The following is a 20,212-nucleotide window of genomic DNA, read 5'->3' as shown; positions in this document are numbered from 1 at the left end:
CCGATCCTGAATACGCGGTGCAACGCAGATTTGTGACGCAGAGCGTCACGAACTGCATACCAACGCGCAGCGTTGGCACGATAGCCGTCTCAAGATCTTTATCGTTCCCATGCTCCGCGTGGGAATGCCGTTCTGGACGCTCCGCGTCCGATCCTGAATGTGCGGCGCAGCGAAGATTTGGCACGGTAGTCATCTCAAAAGCATCGCGCACCAACTCCGTGCATCGTGCCTTGGCTCATCGCCCTGACGTGATGCATCCCTCCCCCAGAACCCTCTGCCTGTCCTGCAAACTCGCACTCCCGGTCGGGATGGAGTATTAATTGCTTGCATCGCTTCCCACAGTCGTTTGAACCGGGACGTCACCGGTTCGAGCGAAAGACTACGTCCGACGCAAGCAGCGCGACGTCATGGAGAATCTGTATGGCGAGCTTTTCCCATTCTGTCGGTGCGCAGACGTACCGCTTCGACAGCCTCAAAGAAGTCATGGCCAAGGCCAGCCCCGCGCGTTCCGGTGATTATCTGGCCGAGGTTGCGGCACAAAACGATGGTGAGCGTGTCGCGGCGCAGATGGCGCTGGCGAATATCCCGCTCAAGCATTTCCTTGAAGAAGCGCTGATCCCTTATGAACAGGATGAAGTCACCCGGCTGATCATCGATACCCATGACAAACCGGCATTCGCCCCGGTCAGTCATCTGACGGTCGGCGGCTTTCGGGACTGGCTGCTCAGCGAGCAGGCCGATGAATCCAGCTTGCGCGCACTGGCCCCGGGGCTGACGCCGGAAATGGCCGCCGCCGTCTCAAAAATCATGCGTGTGCAGGATCTGGTGCTGGTCGCGCAGAAGATCCGCGTCGTGACGCGCTTTCGCAACACCATGGGCCTGCGCGGTCGGCTATCGACACGCCTGCAACCCAACCACCCCACCGACGACCCGTCAGGCATTGCAGCCAGCGTGCTTGACGGTCTGCTGTATGGCAATGGCGATGCAATGATCGGCATCAACCCGGCGACCGACAGCACCTCGTCCATCGTCGCCTTGCTGGAAATGCTCGACGCGATTGTCCAGCGCTATGAAATCCCGACCCAATCCTGCGTGCTGACTCACGTCACCACGTCCATCGAGGTGATAAACCGTGGCGTACCGGTGGACCTGGTGTTCCAGTCGATTACCGGCACGGAAGCCGCCAATGCAAGCTTCGGTATCAGCCTCAAACTGCTCCAGGAAGGCTACGAAGCGGGCCTGAGCCTGAATCGCGGCACCCTCGGGCAAAACCTGATGTATTTCGAGACCGGACAAGGCAGCGCGCTGTCGGCCAACGCGCATCACGGCGTCGACCAGCAGACCTGCGAAACCCGTGCGTACGCCGTCGCCCGACATTTCAATCCGTTTCTGGTCAATACCGTGGTCGGTTTCATCGGTCCCGAGTACCTGTACAACGGCAAGCAGATCATCCGCGCCGGTCTGGAGGACCACTTCTGCGGCAAGCTGCTGGGCGTGCCGATGGGCTGTGACATCTGTTACACCAACCACGCTGAAGCCGATCAGGACGACATGGACACCCTGCTGACGCTGCTGGGGGTCGCGGGGATCAATTTCATCATGGGCATCCCTGGCTCCGACGACATCATGCTCAATTACCAGACCACCTCGTTCCACGACGCGCTGTACGCCCGACAAAGCCTGGGCTTGCGCCCTGCGCCGGAATACGAGGCCTGGCTGGAGAAAATGGGCATCTTCACCCAGGCCGACGGCCGCGTCCGCTTCGGTGACAGCCTGCCGCCCGCCTTCCGTCAGGCACTGGCGCACCTCGCATGAGTGATCAGCCCATGAACGAAATCCACGACAACACTGCGCCCGCCAATCCGTGGCTGGAACTACGCCGCCTGACCCCGGCGCGCATTGCGCTGGGTCGAACCGGCACCAGCCTGCCGACCTCCGCGCAGCTCGACTTCCAGGCAGCACACGCCCAGGCGCGCGATGCCGTGCATCTGGCCTTCGACCATGCCGCGATCCGTGCGCAACTGAACGAAAAGGGCCGTGAAACCTTGTTGCTGCACAGTGCTGCCGCCGACCGGGACAGCTATCTGCAACGTCCGGACCTGGGCCGTCGCCTGCATGAAGAGTCCGTGCAGACGTTGCGCGAGTACGCGAAGGCCCATCCGGGCGGCCTCGATCTGGCGGTCGTGATCGCCGACGGCCTTTCAGCCCTGGCGGTGCATCGACATGCCGTGCCTTTCCTGATTCGTCTGGAAGAGCAGGCCAGCGCCGAAGGCTGGTCCCTGTCGCCGGTAGTCATGGTCGAGCAAGGCCGCGTCGCCGTGGCTGACGAAGTCGGCGAACTGCTCGGCGCGAAGATGGTGGTCATCCTGATCGGCGAGCGCCCCGGTTTGAGCTCACCGGACAGTCTGGGGCTGTACTTCACCTACGCGCCCAAAGTCGGCCTGAACGATGCGCATCGCAACTGTATTTCCAACGTGCGCCTGGAAGGCTTGAGCTACGGCATGGCGGCCCATCGTTTGCTGTACCTGATGCGCGAGGCCTGCAGACGGCAGATTTCAGGGGTCAGCCTGAAGGATGAAGCCGAACTGCAGACCCTGGAATCCGAGGACTCTGCTGATCAACCGGGCAGGCAGATCGGCAATTTCCTGCTCGACGGCCCGGCTGCTCCACATTAGATTGTGCTTTCTAAAGCCGCCGGGCAGGATCACGTCACCGTCCCGGCGCACTGCATCAGCCCATAGGGAAGTTGAGGCCAACCATGCGGATCATCAAAGCAACTCTCGAACACCTGGACCTGCTCTGCCCGTTGTTCATCAAGTATCGCGAATTCTACGGCGAGTCGCCGTTCCCGGACTCATCGCGAGACTTTCTCGAAAAGCGCCTGCGGCGCGACGAGTCCGTGATTTATCTGGCGCTGGCCAAAGATGACGAGAACCGGTTGCTGGGATTTTGCCAGCTTTATCCCAGCTACTCATCGCTGTCGCTCAAGCGGGTATGGATTCTCAACGACATCTATGTTGCCGAGGACGCTCGTCGCCAACTGGTCGCCGATCACTTGATGAAACAGGCGAAAAAAATGGCCAAGGAAACGCATGCGGTCCGACTGCGCGTTTCTACCAGCAGCAATAACGAAGTTGCGCAAAAGGTCTATGAATCCATCGGATTCAAGGAAGACACGCAGTTCAAGAACTACGTGCTGCCCATCAGCCAGAACTGACCCCCGCTCGCCAGAACGCGGCAGCGAAGCCGCGTCTGCGCACAAAACAGTGCTCCCGTCGTCGCACACTCAACGCATGGCGCTTATTCCGAAGCCCCTTCTGCGCATTCTGCTTCTATAATGCCGCGCATACCGCACAGTCGTTTCTTCCGCATGCGACCCCGGACAGGGTTCTCGCCTCAGGTGCCTTAATGGAATTCAACCCGCTTGACCTTATTCTGCATCTCGACGTCTACCTTGACCTGCTGGTGACCAACTACGGCACATGGGTTTACGCAATTCTGTTTCTGGTGATTTTCTGCGAGACCGGGTTGGTGATCATGCCCTTCCTGCCGGGCGACTCGCTGTTGTTCATCGCCGGAGCCGTGGCTGCCGGGGGCGGCATGGACCCGGTACTGCTCGCCGGGCTGCTGATGCTGGCGGCGATTCTGGGCGACAGCACCAACTATGTGATCGGCCGCACTGCGGGAGAAAAGCTGTTCAGCAACCCCAAATCGCGCATCTTCCGCCGCGACTATCTCCTGCGAACCCAGGATTTCTATGAGCGCCACGGTGGCAAAACCGTCACCCTGGCGCGTTTTCTGCCGATCATCCGCACGTTTGCGCCCTTCGTGGCTGGCGTCGGCAGAATGTCCTACCCGCGCTTCGCAGGCTTCAGCGTGCTGGGCTCGGTGCTGTGGGTCGGCAGTCTGGTGACCCTGGGCTTCTTCTTCGGCAATGTACCGTTCATCAAGCAGAACCTGACCTTGTTGGTGCTGGCAATCATCCTGCTGTCGCTGGTGCCAATGATTATCGGGGTGGTGCGCAGCCGCAGCGCGCCCCCGGTAGACGCACGCTGAACCATGTGGTCATTCAGCAACTGGCGCAGGCAGCGTACGCTGGCCAGGCATCCGGTTGCCGATGAACTATGGCGGAAGGTACGTGAACGTCTGCCGATCCTTGATGGCCTGAGCAGCGGGCAGCACGCGCACCTGCGCGACGCCTGCGTGCTGTTCCTCAATGACAAACACCTCAGTGCACTGCCGGGCGTTGACCTGGATGACGAGCAGCGGCTGTTCCTCGCCGCCCAGGCGCAACTGCCACTGCTGGCCCTCGGCGAATTGAACTGGTATCAGGGCTTTCACGAGATCGTGCTGTACCCCGACGACTTCGTCAGCCCGCAACGCCATCGCGATGCGAGCGGCGTGGAGCATGAATGGGACGGCGAACACAGTGGCGAAGCGTGGCTGCAAGGCCCGGTAATTCTGGCCTGGCCGGGTGTGCTGAGCAGCGGCGAGTGGGACGGCTACAATCTGGTGATCCACGAACTGGCGCACAAGCTCGACATGCTCAACGGCGATGCCAATGGGCTACCACCCCTGCACAGCGACATGCAGGTGACTGAATGGGCCAGCGTCATGCAACGCGCGTTTGACGACCTCAACCGGCAACTGGACCAGAACCCAGAGGCGCAAACCGCCATCGACCCGTATGCCGCAGAAGACCCCGCCGAATTTTTCGCCGTGACCAGTGAATACTTCTTCAGCGCGCCCGATCTGCTGCACAGCAGTTACCCGGCAGTCTACGCACAACTGAAGGCGTTCTACCGTCAGGACACCCTGGCGCGACTGAACCTGCTGCGCCAGCAAGACACGGCTTACCGGGACAACTGACAGCGCCCAAGGCCATGCGTGGCAACCAAAACAGAATATGCCTATAATCCGGACCACTTTTTGGCGGTTCGCGCCAAAATCTGTCTGGTCAACTATGGGGGCAATGCCCAATGAGCTACAGCAAGATTCCGGCAGGCAAAGACCTTCCGAACGACATCTACGTCGCGATCGAAATCCCGGCCAACCATGCGCCGATCAAGTACGAAATCGACAAAGAAACCGATTGCCTGTTCGTTGACCGTTTCATGGCCACCCCGATGTTCTACCCGGCCAACTACGGTTTCATCCCTAACACGCTGGCTGACGACGGCGACCCGCTGGACGTGCTGGTGGTGACCCCTTACCCGGTGTCCCCGGGTTCGGTCATTCGTGCCCGTCCGGTCGGCATCCTGCACATGACTGACGACGGCGGCGGCGATGCCAAGGTTATCGCAGTACCACACGACAAGCTGTCCCAACTGTATGTCGACGTGAAAGAGTACACCGACCTGCCAGCCCTGCTGCTTGAGCAGATCAAGCACTTCTTCGAGAACTACAAGGATCTCGAAAAAGGCAAATGGGTGAAAATCGAAGGCTGGGGCAATGCTGAAGCTGCCCGCGCCGAGATCACCAAATCGGTTGCAGCGTTCAAAGGCTGATCATTGATCCGCCGTTTCAGGGCACGCCACGCCTGTGCCCTGAAACACGTTTGCCCCCTTCCCCGCTGCACCTCCCCCGCCAAGCCGCTCCCTGAAGCACACCACATCCGATTTTTTGCAGCGCGTGCGTTTAAAAATGCGCGTGGCTTTTAGGCATTCCATAAACAGTTCGTTAAAGCCCGTATAACCGGGGTAAACGGCCAGGACTTCGTTTAAACGCAAAAGCGCTATTACGGAATCTGCCTACGCGATATTCATTCCATCCGTAGTCCGGATAGCCGCCACCCCCTTGGGATAACGTCGATCTCAACACCTCGTTCATTTAAACGCTCTGGCCACGCCCGTAGACTTCGCTCCTATGAATACATCAGGTGATCGACTCCGCATCCTCCTTCGGGAGTGCCATCTCACAGCGACTGACTTTGCCGCCAACCGCAAAATCACGCCGCAACACGTCAATAACTGGTTCAAGCGCGGCGTGCCCATGGCACGAATTGACGAGGTGGCTGAGCTGCTGACCGTCAACGCTCGCTGGTTGCGCACCGGCGAAGGCCCCAAACACCCCAACGACCGCGCCAATGAGACCACCAGCGCTGATACCCGCGTCATGATTCATCAGGCGAGAAACGTGTCGCGTGGAGATGTGGAAATCCAGATCTTCATGGAGATCGAATCCACCCATGGCATCGGCAAAACCGTACTCGCCGAAGCCCCCGGCCAGAAAATCCGCCTGCCCCTGCAAGTCCTGCAGAACATGGGCATCGACCCTAAAAACTGCATGTGCGTTGCCATGGTCGGCAACAGCATGGCCGACAAAATCCAGGACGGCTCGATCCTTGGCGTCGACCGCGAACTGACCCAGGTCATCGACGGCGAAATCTACGCCCTCGAACACGGCGGCATCCTGCGCGTGCGCTACCTCTACCGCCTCCCCAATGGGGGCCTGCGCCTGCGCAGCCACAACGACGCCGAATACCCGGACGAGCTGTTCAGTGCAGAAGACATAGACCGGGAGAAAATACACATCCTGGGCTGGATATTCTGGTGGTCGACACTCAATAGCCGACGCAATGCCATGCTGCTGTTGTGAGAGGGCTCAGCGCTGGAAGGTATTCGGGCTGGGCATCGTCAGGGAATTTCAGTATTCTGTGCACCATCCAGAGCACCTGGCGCTTTTAAGCGGTGGGGTGTTTGAACGGGGCATGTGATCCGTTTGCCCTGTTGTCTATTCGCGCTTCTTCAGGAGCGCATCTGTTGAAGGCGATTGCGGTTTATCAAAAATAGACCGGAACCGCCTACGAGAAGCCGGCCACAAGCCGGCTTTTTAATGTCTAACGCTTTTTTCTTTCACAGAGGATCGGATATCCACTACCTTAAGCAGCTTCCTGCAAGATAAATCTTTGGAAGCACAAGGAAGCGTCAATGCCTATCCCTACATACGATCAGTTCAGCGGCCCATTCCGAGACTCTTCCAACCAAATCGGACAGCGCACCTCAGAAACGCCCAAGAAACTGTTTCAAATAACTCATTCCTATCAGCAACGGCTAGGCAACCTACAAAAACAGAGCTGGCTGGGCTCATAACAGCTAGGATCGCGCAGGCCTCCTCAGTAGTGCACGGCTATTGAAACTGACCGCGTTACACATTGCCTATCCACAAGCCTACCTACCCGCTCTCAGTAAATGAGCTCAACGACGTAAGCCATTAAATTCTAACCAGTTAATATGCTTAGTGGATCATGGCAGCTCATATCGCAGCATTACCACTGCCAACGCCGCATCATTTTTACCTTAAGGAGAAGTGATTTCTTGGCTCTTTGACAGGCAGACCAATATTCACATAACACTTGCAGGCCCGATGATAGCATATTAGCATCAAGACGCTCCAGCCAAGCCTCCCAAGAGGGTACTGGAGAAAAGTCAGGACTAAAGTCTGTTAGACAGATTCTTAGGTCAAGGAGACCACGATGTCGGAAGTGAAAAGCATCAAGGAGCGGTTTTTTGTCTATCACTTGACCTCTGTTGAAAATCTGGATGGGATTTTCAAAGAGGGTCTTAAGCCTCGGGCCAGCCTCACTAAATTCACTGACGTTGCAGATAACGACATAATCAAGAAGCGTAAAGCTCTTGGCCTTGATTGCTACGTGCCTTTCCATTGGTTTGCTTCCAACCCATTTGATGGGAAAGTGCAGCTCAGCAGACCCCAGTCTAAATTCGTACTGATTTCAGTCTACAGATCATTCGCTAAGCAAAACCGTTGGAAGATCATACCTCGTCATCCGCTTGCCAATGATGCTATCGAGTTACTTGACTATGACCAAGGTTTTGAAAAAATAGATTGGGATCTGATGGAATCTCGGGACTATCTGGACCCGGCATGTAAAAGTGTTTGCATGGCTGAATGCCTCTCTCCCTCTGCGGTACCTCCCCAGAATTTTTCCAGAATTTACGTCCCCAACAATGGGATGGAGGAGCTTTGTGCGGCTAAAATGCATGAGGCCAAACTCAAAATTCCTATCAGTGTGAATCCCGGAATGTTCCATAAATGAAGTACAGCAGTCTGAATCCAAAAAAAGCTCTAATTTGGCGTATCGTCCACCGCGATAACCTGCCTTGGATTCTGGACAACGGTCTTCATTGCGCCAGCTCAGACGTGCAAGCGCCGCAGTACGTGAACATCGGTAACCTTGACCTGATTGGCAAACGCCGCAATCGCGGTGTTCCTATTGCTCCAGCGGGCGTACTGTCCGACTACGTGCCCTTCTACTTCACACCTTTCTCTGTGATGATGAAAAATATCCATTCCGGCCGGAGCGTCCAGCAGCGTAGCAATGACGAGATAGTAATTCTGGTTTCAAGCCTGCCTCGCGTTGAGCAGCTTGGCCTGGCTTTCGTCTTTACCAATGCACACGCCTATCCTGACTGGACCGATTACTATAGCGAGCTGGCGAGTCTTGACCAGATCGACTGGTCTATAATCCAGAGACGAGACTTCAAGCGTGATCCTGACGATCCGCGTAAGATGGAGCGTTATCAAGCCGAAGCGCTCATTCACCATCACCTACCGATTACAGGACTCCTTGGCATCATGTGCTACGACGATGCAATGAAAGAACGCATTGAGCAAGACGTTGCCGCCAGAGGTCTGACCTTGCCTGTCCACGCGCGTCCGGGATGGTATTTCCAATGATCAGATTCACCCAAGGCAATCTGCTGAAAGCAGATACCGAAGCTCTCGTCAACACGGTGAACACCGTAGGCGTGATGGGAAAAGGCATTGCGTTGATGTTCAAGGAGCGCTTTACCGAAAACTATCGCCTCTATTCGGCGGCGTGCAAGGCTGGTGAGGTAGAGACCGGAAAGGTTCACGTAACGGCAGTCAACGAGCTGGACGGGCCACGCTGGATAGTGAATTTTCCTACCAAGCGTCACTGGCGCTCCCCCTCGCAGATGGCATGGATAACTGAAGGCTTACGGGACCTGCGCCGCTTTTTGATTGATAACCAAGTGAAATCCGTAGCAGTTCCACCTCTCGGTGCTGGTAATGGCGGTTTGAAATGGGTAGAGGTCCGTGAGCAGATTGTTGATGTCTTGAGTGATCTGGATGTGGATGTACTTGTCTTTGAACCCACCGATCAATATCTGAATGTAGCGAAGCACAGCGGTGTCGAGAAGCTGACGCCTGCACGTGCACTCATCGCCGAACTCGTTCGGCGTTACTGGGTTTTGGGCATGGAATGTAGCCTGCTTGAAATTCAGAAGCTCGCTTGGTTTCTGGAGCGTTCGATAGAACAATTGCCAAGCGCAAAGAACCCCTTGGATCTCAAATTTGTAGCCCACAAATATGGGCCATACGCCAATCGCCTTGAGCATCTACTCGACAATCTCGATGGCAGCTACCTGCATTGCGATAAACGCATCAGCGACGCAGGTATTAACGACGTGATCTGGTTTGACGAGGGCCGTAAGGCTTTTCTGCAAACCTATCTGAAAACAGAGGCCAAGGAATATTCCCAAGCTCTGGAGCGTACCGCAGAGCTGATTGACGGCTTTGAGTCGCCTTTCGGTATGGAGTTGTTGGCGACGGTTGACTGGTTATTGAGTAAGTCGGGAGTTTCTCCAACGGTTCCGGCAGTGCGTGAAGCATTGAAAAATTGGGATGGAGGCGCAGGTGCGGCGGCTCGGAAAAGCAGGCTGTTCGATGATCAAGCTCTCGGCATTGCGTTAAAGCGGTTGACTGCTAGCAATCTCAGTCCAGAGATAGCCGTCCCCTAGGTCTCATCTACGCTCTGTTTTGACTATCAAAATAGTAGCCCGCTGCGAAGACAACGCTCATTTCAACCGGTCGGTTCGTGACGTTTTTCCCCAGCGTGCTGCAGCAGAGCAAAACAGTCTGCTAGGCATAGCTATCGCGTTCGACGGCGCTGTTCAGTTTGGTCATCAGCTCGCTGACCAAATCGAAGATCCAGGCAATGCGGCGCAAAAGAAGTGCGGGTATTTGGGATTGATGGTTGACCAGCCCCTCAGGTTCGGGAATAAATCTTTGAGATGTCGCGCTCGGCGCTCAATCACTTTCCCTCCCCCAACCGCCTCCGCCGCGCCACCAATGCCCGGCGCAGGGAAACATCCGCGTACTCCATAAACAGCGTTGCCAATCGATTCAGCGCTGCCTCTTCCTCTTCACCGCCCACGACTGAATCGAAGCCGAGCGCACGCTTGTTCTGTTCGGGCAGTTCTTCCCAGCTGGTCATGAGATAGGCGTACATCGCGCTGACGATTTGGGGGCTAGTCGAGGGCTTGGGTTTTGGGGATGCCTTGGCTATAACACCTATCCGCAAACGCAGGCGCTGGAGAGCGCTACATTTTTTGCACATCGGCAGGTACCTTGAAGCATGACGCCGTTGCGATGATCCGCAGGCTTTGTGACGACTCATGAAACATCTACTCCTTTGCTGTGGCAGCGACTCATCCTTGTAAAGCGCACTCGGCATAATGAACGCTATAGCGTGTAGCGCTATAACATGCATTCAAGCGAAATCCCTTCCTTTTGTAAAGGGGGTGCGCCATGGATCTGAGCAACGCAATCGGAGCAGCACTGAAAGAAGCGCGCGAAGCGAAGGGTCTTACGCAGGAGGATTTTGTCGGGGTCAGCGGCAGGACGTATCTGTCCGAGATCGAACGCGGGTTGAAGAGTCCGACGCTTGAGAAGCTGGACCAGCTCGCGACCAGGATCGGAATTCATCCGCTTGAGCTGCTGGTCTCGTGCTATGCCAAGCAGGCTTCGATGAGTCAGCAAGCTCTAATGGATATGCTAAATGAACGCTTGCGTAACGCGTGACGTATTTCCACACCGGCCCACGCCCCCCATCAAACCCGATACGACTCCGCATGCCCTACTTTTCTCAGCGTGCGCCAGTACGAACGAATGCGCTTGGCAAGCGCCGGCGAGGTGCTGAACAGTACGATGGTCGCAAAGGACACCCACCAGCCGGGACGCAGGCAGGTCAGCAGGTATTGATTGAGCCAGATGCGCGCTATTCTCAGTCTGTAGCGCCTTGTATCGAGACGCTGCAACTGCTCTATATCAGAGGCTTTGTAGAGCGTCTTCAAGACGTGGCGGCTTGCCAAAAAGCGTTCGGGAAAATCGATACCAGCTTCATGATGGTTCAGCACCCTGAAGTTGCACCTCAAGACGTTATCCCACAGTTTCAGATTGCTCAGCCCCACCTGGCAGGGCCGTGCGAGCCGGGCGTCAATGCCGCTCCTGCGCATGACGCCAAGCATAAGTGCCTGCTCCGCCACCATGCGAGCGGACGTATAGCCGATGAAGTTTCCAAATGGGTTGCGAGACGGCCTTTTGTTGAAAAGCGCGTCCCTTTCGAACAACGGTTGACCCCACATGGCGAGCATGGCTTCGCGGGTGCCGAATTGAACAAGGTCCGATATGTGGAACAACATCGGTAACCGCTCAGGATCACGAATATAAAGCGTCGTGGTAGTGATGGGCGTGTCGAACAGCTGTGTTTCGCCTGGCTCGGTATCATCAGATCGACCTATGACAGCCAGTGCAGCGCTGGTCAGGTTGTGATCGGCGCGCATTTTCAGGACATAGGGCCTTGAAGCGCTCTGAATACCGCATAACGTTGATCGCAGCATGCGATTGATGTTGATCTGATTACCGGCGTCGTCGACAAAGGTGCCCGGATCATCCGACAGGATCAGCTGATCCGCCTCAACCGCAGATATATCTTCATGACGCCAGGTCGAAACGATGATTTCGGCATGTGGCAGGTGCGCTCGGATCGATGTGATGCAGGCGAAGATATTCCGTTTGGAACTCAGGTTGCGGCACAGAGGGCCCTGAATAACCACGCTGATTTTTCTGGAATCAACGACCACAAGATGAGGCATGTTGTTAACCTTGTAATGAGAAGCGCCTGCTACTGACGGCCAGTGGCAGATCAGTCAGTGGGATCTCGCAACACGCCGAAAGACGCGCAGAACAACATGCCTCACTCGACGTAATACGCCGGCCAGCAATGGAATACTCATCAGCACACTCTCAAGACGAATAACCATGAACAGCCTGCCGATCTGAACAGAACGGGCTGAGGCTGTTGTGCTTGCCGGCAAATTGTTGAACGACGTATTGAAGGTTCGCGAATAAATACCCAGATACATGGCGGGCACCCTGATCACCAGGTTTCGCTTTCGAAGCCTGACGCTCAAATAGTTGTAGCGAGCAATTTTCCGGATGAAGTCCATACAGATGGTCGAGTCATGCTGGCCAAAATCAATCAGTACCCAGTCGCTTTCGACTTTATCCATGTGCTGGGCAATTCTGTGCGCCGCAATACCGCTCAGACAATTGTCGTGAAGAAAATCATCCAGGCTGAACAGAGCGTGTTCAGTCGATGACTCGCTGACGGGTAGTTCGTTCAGGTTGTAGCGGTCATCAATCACGAGTATGGGAACGGTCTTTCTGGGCTCGTGCCGAATGCGCGCCAGCTGACAGATCAACTGATGGCTGGGGGTGCCGGGGCTCGAATGAGAAACGACGAATACTTTCACTTCGCCCCCTTGCTGCAGGACATGAAGGGAGTCGAATTGTAGATGGCCCTTACCGCAGCCCACAGGCTTTCAAAATAGAAACTTTTCCCGTTATTCCGATAGGCGCGAACAGCTGAAATCAAAACGCCAGGGAGCGACAGAAGGTTGTGGTGAAAGTAATCATCCTGCTGGCGAAAAAACCAGGTCTGCGTACCGCGTTGACGCAACATGTTGCGCACCTCGCAGCTCTCGGTGATCAGTGTGCGTTTGGCCAGCAAAGGCTCTGTGAGGAAGCGATTGACCAAAAACTCCTTACGCATACACGGTAGCTGGTCAAGCAGCACAAGCCTCTCGAAGTCGCCGATAAACTCTCTGACCGTCTCACTGTCGTTTTTGAACGCGGACTGCTGCACCACGGTATCGATCAGTTCGACCCAGGCTCGAACAGAAAGGTGATGAAGACCGGTTGGAATAACCACCGCAGACGGGTTGGCCAGGTATTTGTCAGCGAATTGCCGCAATCTGGCCAGTGCAGTATCGGCAGACAGATTCAAAAGAGGTTTCTTTTCCAGCAGAGACACATAACAAGCCCCGGATATCTCAAGACATCCGTTAACTGATTCGACGGGAGCCTTGCCGCCCAGTAGTGCCCGGGAAGTCACTGACTGAGTGATACCGAAAGGGTTGATGCGGTTTGGAATGCCCGCCCTGGAAGCTCGTAGTGCATGCTCTATGTCTTCGTATTCGACCCAGTGGAGAGACTCGTCCAGAGGACAGGCATTCCACACGTCCTTGCGGCAAATATAGAGGCTGCCTGTCGGGTAACTGGCGTCGTTGTTGTAGCGCATCGGGCTGGCGTAACAGAATCCGGTCAGGTCTACGTCCGGGAATACTGACGGCGCAATGGACAGAGCCTTACCGTTGGTGCGATGCAGCCCTTGGAGTCCCTGAGCAACCTCTGCCATGGCCATGCCGTAATCGGAATAGCGGCGCGGGTGCATGCTGATTCGATTATCGAAGAACATGCTTTGCAATGTCATCAACGGATAGCGCGGGCCAAAGCGGCGGACAACTTCCCCGAAGTGTTTTGGCAAAAAGACACGGTCATGCAGGATCACCAGATTGCTGTGTCTGGCCTCCAGAGCGAGGCGATTTTTCTTTTTGCCTATCTGCACGGGCGGAGCAGTAATGTCCTCCCCCACGATACGGACCTTGTCGAAATAGGCGAAGTTACTTCCCGGGGTACCGCACAGCAGTATTTCCTTGTGCAGGATGTCAATTTCCAGAATGCGCTTCACGGCGGCATTGAGAACGGTAGCGTCGCCTGGGCCGACGGGAATGCCGAAGGTCCAGCTATCGAGATCGTCGTTCGACTCCGCCGTCAGCCTGGATACTTTCGTGTAAGTGACGGAGTTGGCCGAGCGCGCAATGACCTTGAGCGATCCCGTAAAATATTCACGATCCAGATAGCAATCGATAGGCGTGTCTTCGATAACCGTGATTTTTTCGCCAACATTCAGAAAGTGGGCACCGTCCCATAGCAACAGAGGGGCCAGCGGTGAATCGCTCTGGACGCCATAAAAACAGTAGCCACCCGCCCCATACATGCACAATGGACGCTGTGCGGCATGCAGTTTCCTGATAACCCGTTCAGGCTTGCGGAACGGATGCGCTCGGAATGAGATGAGGCTGGAACACTCATGGGACAACATTAGCCCCAACGGGAGGCTGCGCAGACTGCTCGTCGATAGGTAACCAAGAGCAGGATGGTGCTGGAGAAGGGTGGTTTTCATCAGACGACGTACTTGTCGGCAAGCGCGCCCGGCACCTTCACCACGACAGTGGTCGCATCGGTAAGCGCTTCGAACGCCGTGATATCGCCCGGCTCCAGAATGATGATGTCACCTGCATTCCAGATCTGATCCCGCATGTTGACGGATCCGGAGATGAGTACGGTTATCTCGGTGGCAACCTTGTGGTAATGGGCAACCTCCCTATCGCCCGCCTTGTAAGTCTTGACCCCGACCTCACAGGAACCGGTCTTGAACGCAGCAGGTTCGAAGCCACCCACGAACCAGCCTTTGACCATGTCTTCCAGCCGTGCCGTTTTCATCGAACGTCTCCTGCTTCGAAAACGTGAAGCTGGCTATTGGTTTTCAGCGGTCGGTACTGGCCCGGTTCGATCCGGTAGGCACCAATTTTTTTCTGTAACAGCACCAGTTCATTGAGGGCCGGCGCTATGTAGAAGTTGTCATTGACCCTGGCATCCTTGCGAATCATCTCTTTCGCCGCGGCTACGAACAGCGAGCCGGATCTGAACCAGTACACGCCGGCAATCGCATGGGGGCTGATCGGGTTTTTCTCGGCAGCTTCAATCACGCGTCGGTCGCTATCCAGACGCACGAATGAATAACGAGGGTGCAGTGAGCTGAAGATAACGACTCCGGCATCTTCATCGTTTTCCCGAAACGAACGCACCACCTCCCGCAGCTCTATATCCAGAAAATCACTGACACTGAGAATCAACAGCTCATCATCGTTATCGATTTGTCCGCTCGCCAGAAGCGCTGTGCAGGCGGCGCCCCGGGTGATGTTGTGAACAGGCAGAACGCTGGCCGAAGGGTGCATCTGCTGGAGCATGTTACGGAGGTGCAACCGGGTGACATCGTTGCTCGAGAATGTGCAGATCATCCTGCGCGGCTCAAGCGCGGCACAGTTGTCTATCAGCGTATGAATCAGAGGCTTGCCGTTGCACTCGCACAGGTATTCCGGGTACTCGCCATCGTCGGGCGACGTCTCCCCTTTCTTGCCTGCCAGGAGAATGATGTTCAATGCGCTCACAGGCCAGCCACCTTGTCGAAGTTGATCGATTGGACCTTGCCAAGGATGTTATGGAGGTTTACCTCACAGGTTTCAGCCACGACCAGAACATGGGCCCCGGAGTCTCTGGCAGCCTTGATGCCATTCTCGTTATCTTCGACGATCAGGCATTCTTCGGGCTCAAGACCCAGTTGCATGATGGCCTTGGTGTAAATATCGGGGGCTGGCTTGGCATGCCTGACATCTTCGTTGGAGAGCTGCAGATCGAGGTATTGCCCCAGGTCTGCCCTGTTCATCATGACCTCCACGGTGTTGCGAATGGAGTTGGATGCAACCGCCAGCTTGTAACCCAGTGCTTTCAGCGATGACAACGCGTACTGATGCACAAACGTCGGTTTGCACTGGGCGTAGACAATCTCCATGGTGTACTGCTGCTTCATCTGGTTTATGAACGCGTGCAACGCCACCGGCAGGTCGCGCTCGATACTCAGCATGTCAAGCTTGCGCGAGGTGGGCAGGCCGTCGTAGGCAGTGAGGTGTTCATGACGACTGATGTTGTAACCGAACAGGCTGAGGGCTTTGTTCAGTGCATCGTAATGCCATTCCTTGGCTTCGATGAGGACGCCGTCCATATCGAAAATCACTGCCTTGATCATGATTGCCTCACTTGAAGAAAGTGGCTGCGTCTGCGGGAATATCAGTGCACAGCGTCAAACTGTCCTGCAGCCTGAAGTCGAGCAATTGCTGCCAAAGTCTGCGGTGGTCACGCCCGTGCAACTCGGGTGACACCACACAAACCTGCTTGCCCTGCAACAGGAGATCGCCAATGACCTGATTGGAGAACCACTCCCCCTCGAAACCGTCAACCCAGATGCCTGCTGCCTGTTCAATCCAGGCTGGCGACGGTTCAACTTCACTGAGACGGGTGTAAGTGATGACGTTCGCGTGGAGGTAACTGCGCATGTCCGGTACGGCCATGTCGAAGGCAAACCAGTTGGTATGGCCGTATCGGGCGAAGCTTCTAACAAGCGCCTGGGCCATGCCGTCGGCCTTGATGTTGACGGCCAGCGGCAGGTTGCGACCCGCCATGATGTCGAGCAGACCATCAAGCGTCAGCTCACCGCCAACCGGCATGTCGTGAGAAATAACCAGTTGACCTGCCACATCACGAACGTCGGTTTCCGTGCCGAAACCGAGGTCGAATGAACGATGAAATGCCTGAGGTAAATTGCGCTCGGGCTTTTGCAGCCAATAGCCGCGGTGGCTGATGATCTGCATCTCAGGCCTCTCTTCCCAAGGCTGCCTGCCTGCTGAGCGGCAACGACAGGAACCGATCAAGGTCCGCCGGTATACCCAGCCCGTACATGCCGTGACCCTCTGCACCGATACTGTAATGAATGACCTTCGCACCCTGCCCGATGAGTTCGTTGTAAGCCGGTGCAATATAGAACTCGCCATTGACGCGAAGATCTTTCATGACCATCGCCTCGATGGACGAGATCAACTGGCCTGCGCTGCGAAAGTTGTAGATGCCGACAGTCGCTTCATCGGAGATAACCTGCTTTTCCACCACTTGATTGATAACGCCTTCTGCACTGAAGCCCACAAATGACCACTTTGGATCGCTGGCTTTCATCGTCATGATCAAGCCTTCTGCGTCATGCTCGTTCATTGCCTGCAGGTAGGCGTTGATGTCCGCGTCGACATACTGATCACTGTTGGCAATCATCACTTGCTGGTTATCGTCGAGCAGATGCCGTGCGGCATACACGGAGCACGCAGCACCACCTGTCAGCCCATCAAGCTCGACAATGTCGCAGCCAGGCGCCCAAGTGGAGAGTTTTTCCCTGAGGTCATAGTGGGCGACCTGTTGAGCCTGGCAGATAAAGATGAACCTGTGCGGGCAACGCGGCGTCAGGTTGTCGATCACGATCTTGATCATCGGCACCCCATGCACAGGGATCAACGGCTTTGGGTCGGTGTAACCCGCCACTGCAAAACGGCTCCCGGCCCCGGCCATCGGAACGATAATTTGCAGCATGGAAATACCTTTATGAGTGGGTGATTGCAAAGTGGGCAGGACGCTTGACGTTACAGTGCAATGAATCAGTAATAACCGTGCTCAGTCATCCGGCCGTGCTCAAGCGTCAGATAGCGCTGGCAAAACTCTTTGCCCTCTTCTACTGCGTGAGTAACAAGAATCAAGGCCATGCCGTCATCCTGCATCGTGCGGATTCGTTCGTGGCACTTGTGTTTGAACGCCTCGTCCCCTACGGCAAGTACCTCGTCCGCCAGCAAGACCTGTGGTTCAACGTGAACCGCTACTGAAAACCCCAACCTCATGTACATACCCGATGAATAGTTCTTTACCGGTATGTCGATGAAATCCCCCAGGTCGGAAAAGTCGACGATGTCGTTGAAGCGCGAACGCACTTCCTTGTTACTCAGCCCGAACAGGCTGGCATTGAGATAGATGTTTTCCTCCCCCGTCAGCTCAGGGTGGAAACCCACCCCGATTTCGATCAAAGGAGCCACACGCCCTACGGTGGTGAGGCGTCCGCTGGTGGGAACAAGAATGCGCGAAACCAGCTGCAACAGCGTGCTTTTGCCTGAGCCGTTATGCCCCACCAGTGCGAGCGAATCGCCTTTGTGCAAGCTGAACGATACGTCGCTGACCGCCGTGAATGTTTCTGCACGCTCACGGTATTGAGCGTCAAACAACCCCAGAAACTTCTTCTTCAAGCCGCCCCTGTTGTGGCGAAGAACAAACTGCTTGGTAAGGTTTTCGGCCTTGATGACAACACGGCTCATAAATACTCCACCACGTTGTCCACTTTCCTGAACAGAGCGAGCCCGGCAAACAGCGAGGCAGCCCCCATTGACACGCAAAGCAGCAGGTCACGGGTGTCTGGAACGACACCGGCATGCAGGATGCTGCTGAAGCTGTTGAAATACAGCGCGATCGGGTTATAGGCCGCTATGCTGGCGACACCTTCGGGCAGCGAAGAGGTGACCCACACTATTGGCGTCAACCAGAACAGTAAAGGCAGAAACACGTCGATGAAATGTTTGGCATCCCTTACCGTCACCTGGATGACACTGAGTGCCAGACCGACACCCATGATCAATGCCATGAACGCGATCAGGACAATGGGATAAAACAACAACGCGCGTGAAAATATGCCGCCGAGCATGGCAAATAACGCGCCATACACGAGCATGCAGCCTGCCCAGAAAACAATAATCGCAAGAGCTCCGGAAATGGGCAGCAACAGACGGGGAAAGCGCAACTTCCGAATAAGGTTCCCGTTATTGATGAGCCACTCGCCACTTTGTGAAACGATTTGCGCAAGAAGCATCCAGTGGACGATGCCTGTCACCAGATGAAGCGCAAAGCGGTCCTGACTGCTGGGAAGAATGTAGGTGAAAACCGTGTAATAGGTAAGCGTGACAACCAGGGGATTTCCCAATGACCATACGAAGCCCAGCGTCGCCCCCATGTAACGGATTTTTATTTCCTTGGAGACCAGATTGATGATCAGGTCACGCCACTTCATAACGCCTGGACTGCAAGACGACGGCATACGATATCCAGCTATTAACAGGTAAACCAGAGAGAACGACTTTGACAATCAAGTTTATAAATGGATAACCTTGAGGCCCGCGCTGTGGGCACATGTTCTCTTCTTTTACCGACCTACAGCTATAGGACGACGCCTTAGTTGATGTGGGAATATTCCACAAGCTACCAGCGGCAACCTGATTCCTCTTCGCTGCCTCGCTATGCCTGCTCAGAATCGCAAGGCACTTCCATCTGCTCACGTTGATCTATAACGTCAAGGGTCATTCGCAATGCGATCGACCCGGCGATCACTCTTGAACAGGCGAGGCTCCTCATGACCCAGACTACTTACACTCCACCGAAGGTATGGCAGCAGGACACACAGGCGGGCGGTACGTTCGCCAGCATCAACCGGCCCGTCGCCGGTCCCACGCATGACAAGGTGCTGCCTGTCGGCAAGCACCCGCTGCAGCTTTACTCACTGGCCACCCCCAACGGGGTGAAAGTCACGATCATGCTGGAAGAGCTGCTGGCGCTGGGGCACAGCGGGGCGGAATACGATGCCTGGCTGATCCGCATTTCCGAGGGCGAGCAGTTCTCCAGCGGTTTTGTCGATATCAATCCCAATTCCAAGATCCCCGCGCTGCTGGACCGAAGTCACGAGACACCTGTCCGGGTATTCGAGTCCGGTTCGATCCTGCTGTACCTGGCGGAGAAGTTTTCCAGTTTCCTGCCCGCCGACCTGGCAGGCCGCACTGAAACGCTTAACTGGTTGTTCTGGCAGATGGGTGCTGCGCCTTATCTGGGCGGCGGGTTCGGGCATTTCTATGCCTATGCGCCGGAGAAACTCGAATACCCCATCAACCGGTTCGCGATGGAGGCCAAGCGTCAACTCGATGTGCTGGACCGTCGTCTTGCAGAACACCGCTATCTGGCCGGCGACACCTACACGATTGCCGATATTGCCGTGTGGCCATGGTATGGCGCACTGGTGCGCAACAAGGTGTATTCGGCAGCCGAATTTCTCTCGGTACACGAATACCCGAACCTGATTCGCTGGACAGAAGAAATCGCCGCACGCCCTGCCGTTATCAAAGGCCAGAAGGTCAATCGCACCTGGGGCGAAGAGTCGGATCAGGTTCCGGAACGGCATGATGCGTCCGACCTGGATAAATAAGGCGCAAGTCAAGACCTGCGCAAACAGAAACCTGATGCTACAAAACCACAGAAGATTCTGGATCGGACAGGCCTGATCCGGACGTAAAGTAGCCGT

Annotated in this window: 23 protein-coding genes; 12 read left to right on the top strand and 11 right to left on the bottom strand. The window is 55.6% G+C overall.

Annotated elements, in window-relative coordinates; all coding sequences use genetic code 11:
* Positions 1–420: 420 nt before the first annotated feature.
* From MME58_RS02795 to darG, 10 genes are all read left to right on the top strand, one after another.
* On the top strand, positions 421–1,815 hold the full coding sequence (locus MME58_RS02795; RefSeq protein ID WP_054984746.1) for an ethanolamine ammonia-lyase subunit EutB: 1,395 nt from the start codon (positions 421–423) through the stop codon (positions 1,813–1,815).
* 11 nt (positions 1,816–1,826) lie between these two features.
* Complete coding sequence (gene eutC, locus MME58_RS02790; protein ID WP_162491481.1) at positions 1,827–2,675, top strand: ethanolamine ammonia-lyase subunit EutC; 849 nt, start codon at positions 1,827–1,829, stop codon at positions 2,673–2,675.
* An 83-nt stretch (positions 2,676–2,758) separates the two neighbouring features.
* On the top strand, positions 2,759–3,217 hold the full coding sequence (locus MME58_RS02785; RefSeq protein WP_054984744.1) for a GNAT family N-acetyltransferase: 459 nt from the start codon (positions 2,759–2,761) through the stop codon (positions 3,215–3,217).
* 191 nt (positions 3,218–3,408) lie between these two features.
* Entirely contained in the window at positions 3,409–4,056 is a 648-nt protein-coding gene (locus MME58_RS02780) for a DedA family protein (protein ID WP_055006998.1), read from the top strand.
* A gap of 3 nt (positions 4,057–4,059) precedes the next feature.
* Positions 4,060–4,869, top strand: coding sequence for a M90 family metallopeptidase (locus tag MME58_RS02775; protein ID WP_054984742.1), 810 nt, complete (start codon positions 4,060–4,062; stop codon positions 4,867–4,869).
* 110 nt (positions 4,870–4,979) lie between these two features.
* Complete coding sequence (gene ppa, locus MME58_RS02770; protein ID WP_054984741.1) at positions 4,980–5,507, top strand: inorganic diphosphatase; 528 nt, start codon at positions 4,980–4,982, stop codon at positions 5,505–5,507.
* Positions 5,508–5,865: 358 nt separating this feature from the next.
* A complete protein-coding gene (locus tag MME58_RS02765; RefSeq protein ID WP_055007000.1) occupies positions 5,866–6,597 on the top strand; it encodes a LexA family transcriptional regulator in 732 nt (243 codons plus the stop codon).
* An 877-nt stretch (positions 6,598–7,474) separates the two neighbouring features.
* Entirely contained in the window at positions 7,475–8,056 is a 582-nt protein-coding gene (locus tag MME58_RS02760; RefSeq protein WP_055007001.1) for a DarT ssDNA thymidine ADP-ribosyltransferase family protein, read from the top strand.
* Positions 8,053–8,697 carry a type II toxin-antitoxin system toxin DNA ADP-ribosyl transferase DarT gene (gene darT, locus MME58_RS02755; protein ID WP_054987015.1) on the top strand — a complete coding sequence of 215 codons (645 nt, stop codon included), beginning with the start codon at positions 8,053–8,055 and terminating at the stop codon, positions 8,695–8,697. The genes MME58_RS02760 and darT overlap by 4 nt, the downstream gene beginning before the upstream one ends.
* The gene (darG, locus tag MME58_RS02750; protein WP_054987014.1) at positions 8,694–9,782 is read left to right on the top strand and encodes a type II toxin-antitoxin system antitoxin DNA ADP-ribosyl glycohydrolase DarG; all 1,089 of its coding nucleotides are present in this window, start codon (positions 8,694–8,696) and stop codon (positions 9,780–9,782) included. The genes darT and darG overlap by 4 nt, the downstream gene beginning before the upstream one ends.
* Before the next feature lie 293 nt (positions 9,783–10,075).
* Here the strand turns inward: darG and MME58_RS02745 are convergent, their stop codons facing one another.
* Positions 10,076–10,441: a hypothetical protein gene (locus MME58_RS02745; protein ID WP_055007016.1), complete on the bottom strand. Its 366-nt coding sequence runs from the start codon at positions 10,439–10,441 to the stop codon at positions 10,076–10,078.
* Positions 10,442–10,572: 131 nt separating this feature from the next.
* Here MME58_RS02745 and MME58_RS02740 point away from each other — a divergent pair, with 131 nt between their 5' ends.
* On the top strand, positions 10,573–10,845 hold the full coding sequence (locus MME58_RS02740; RefSeq protein ID WP_055007002.1) for a helix-turn-helix domain-containing protein: 273 nt from the start codon (positions 10,573–10,575) through the stop codon (positions 10,843–10,845).
* Positions 10,846–10,874: 29 nt separating this feature from the next.
* Here MME58_RS02740 and MME58_RS02735 read toward each other — a convergent pair whose 3' ends face one another.
* The 10 genes from MME58_RS02735 to MME58_RS02690 form a co-directional block, all read right to left on the bottom strand.
* Positions 10,875–11,918 (bottom strand): WavE lipopolysaccharide synthesis family protein, encoded by a 1,044-nt coding sequence (locus tag MME58_RS02735; RefSeq protein WP_055007003.1) that lies wholly within the window; start codon positions 11,916–11,918, stop codon positions 10,875–10,877.
* 54 nt (positions 11,919–11,972) lie between these two features.
* On the bottom strand, positions 11,973–12,578 hold the full coding sequence (locus MME58_RS02730) for a hypothetical protein (RefSeq protein WP_055007004.1): 606 nt from the start codon (positions 12,576–12,578) through the stop codon (positions 11,973–11,975).
* Entirely contained in the window at positions 12,575–14,350 is a 1,776-nt protein-coding gene (locus MME58_RS02725) for a hypothetical protein (RefSeq protein WP_055007005.1), read from the bottom strand. The genes MME58_RS02730 and MME58_RS02725 overlap by 4 nt, the downstream gene beginning before the upstream one ends.
* Positions 14,350–14,670: a hypothetical protein gene (locus MME58_RS02720; RefSeq protein ID WP_055007006.1), complete on the bottom strand. Its 321-nt coding sequence runs from the start codon at positions 14,668–14,670 to the stop codon at positions 14,350–14,352. Before MME58_RS02720 ends, MME58_RS02725 begins: the two co-directional genes overlap by 1 nt.
* Positions 14,667–15,398: a glycosyltransferase family 2 protein gene (locus MME58_RS02715; RefSeq protein ID WP_055007007.1), complete on the bottom strand. Its 732-nt coding sequence runs from the start codon at positions 15,396–15,398 to the stop codon at positions 14,667–14,669. The genes MME58_RS02720 and MME58_RS02715 overlap by 4 nt, the downstream gene beginning before the upstream one ends.
* Complete coding sequence (locus MME58_RS02710; RefSeq protein ID WP_055007008.1) at positions 15,395–16,033, bottom strand: HAD family hydrolase; 639 nt, start codon at positions 16,031–16,033, stop codon at positions 15,395–15,397. The genes MME58_RS02715 and MME58_RS02710 overlap by 4 nt, the downstream gene beginning before the upstream one ends.
* A gap of 7 nt (positions 16,034–16,040) precedes the next feature.
* Positions 16,041–16,655, bottom strand: coding sequence for a PI-PLC domain-containing protein (locus MME58_RS02705; RefSeq protein WP_055007009.1), 615 nt, complete (start codon positions 16,653–16,655; stop codon positions 16,041–16,043).
* Between the two features lies 1 nt (position 16,656).
* Positions 16,657–17,418 carry a glycosyltransferase family 2 protein gene (locus tag MME58_RS02700; protein WP_055007010.1) on the bottom strand — a complete coding sequence of 254 codons (762 nt, stop codon included), beginning with the start codon at positions 17,416–17,418 and terminating at the stop codon, positions 16,657–16,659.
* Between the two features lie 65 nt (positions 17,419–17,483).
* Positions 17,484–18,188: an ABC transporter ATP-binding protein gene (locus tag MME58_RS02695; protein WP_054987004.1), complete on the bottom strand. Its 705-nt coding sequence runs from the start codon at positions 18,186–18,188 to the stop codon at positions 17,484–17,486.
* Positions 18,185–18,961 carry an ABC transporter permease gene (locus MME58_RS02690; protein WP_055007011.1) on the bottom strand — a complete coding sequence of 259 codons (777 nt, stop codon included), beginning with the start codon at positions 18,959–18,961 and terminating at the stop codon, positions 18,185–18,187. The genes MME58_RS02695 and MME58_RS02690 overlap by 4 nt, the downstream gene beginning before the upstream one ends.
* 312 nt (positions 18,962–19,273) lie before the next feature.
* Here MME58_RS02690 and yghU point away from each other — a divergent pair, with 312 nt between their 5' ends.
* Positions 19,274–20,116 (top strand): glutathione-dependent disulfide-bond oxidoreductase, encoded by an 843-nt coding sequence (yghU, locus tag MME58_RS02685; protein WP_054986035.1) that lies wholly within the window; start codon positions 19,274–19,276, stop codon positions 20,114–20,116.
* Positions 20,117–20,212: the final 96 nt, after the last annotated feature.

The organism is Pseudomonas syringae pv. tagetis (genome assembly GCF_022557255.1).
Taxonomy (GTDB): Bacteria; Pseudomonadota; Gammaproteobacteria; order Pseudomonadales; family Pseudomonadaceae; genus Aquipseudomonas; species Aquipseudomonas caricapapayae.
This window is presented reverse-complemented; position numbering and strand designations above follow the sequence as displayed.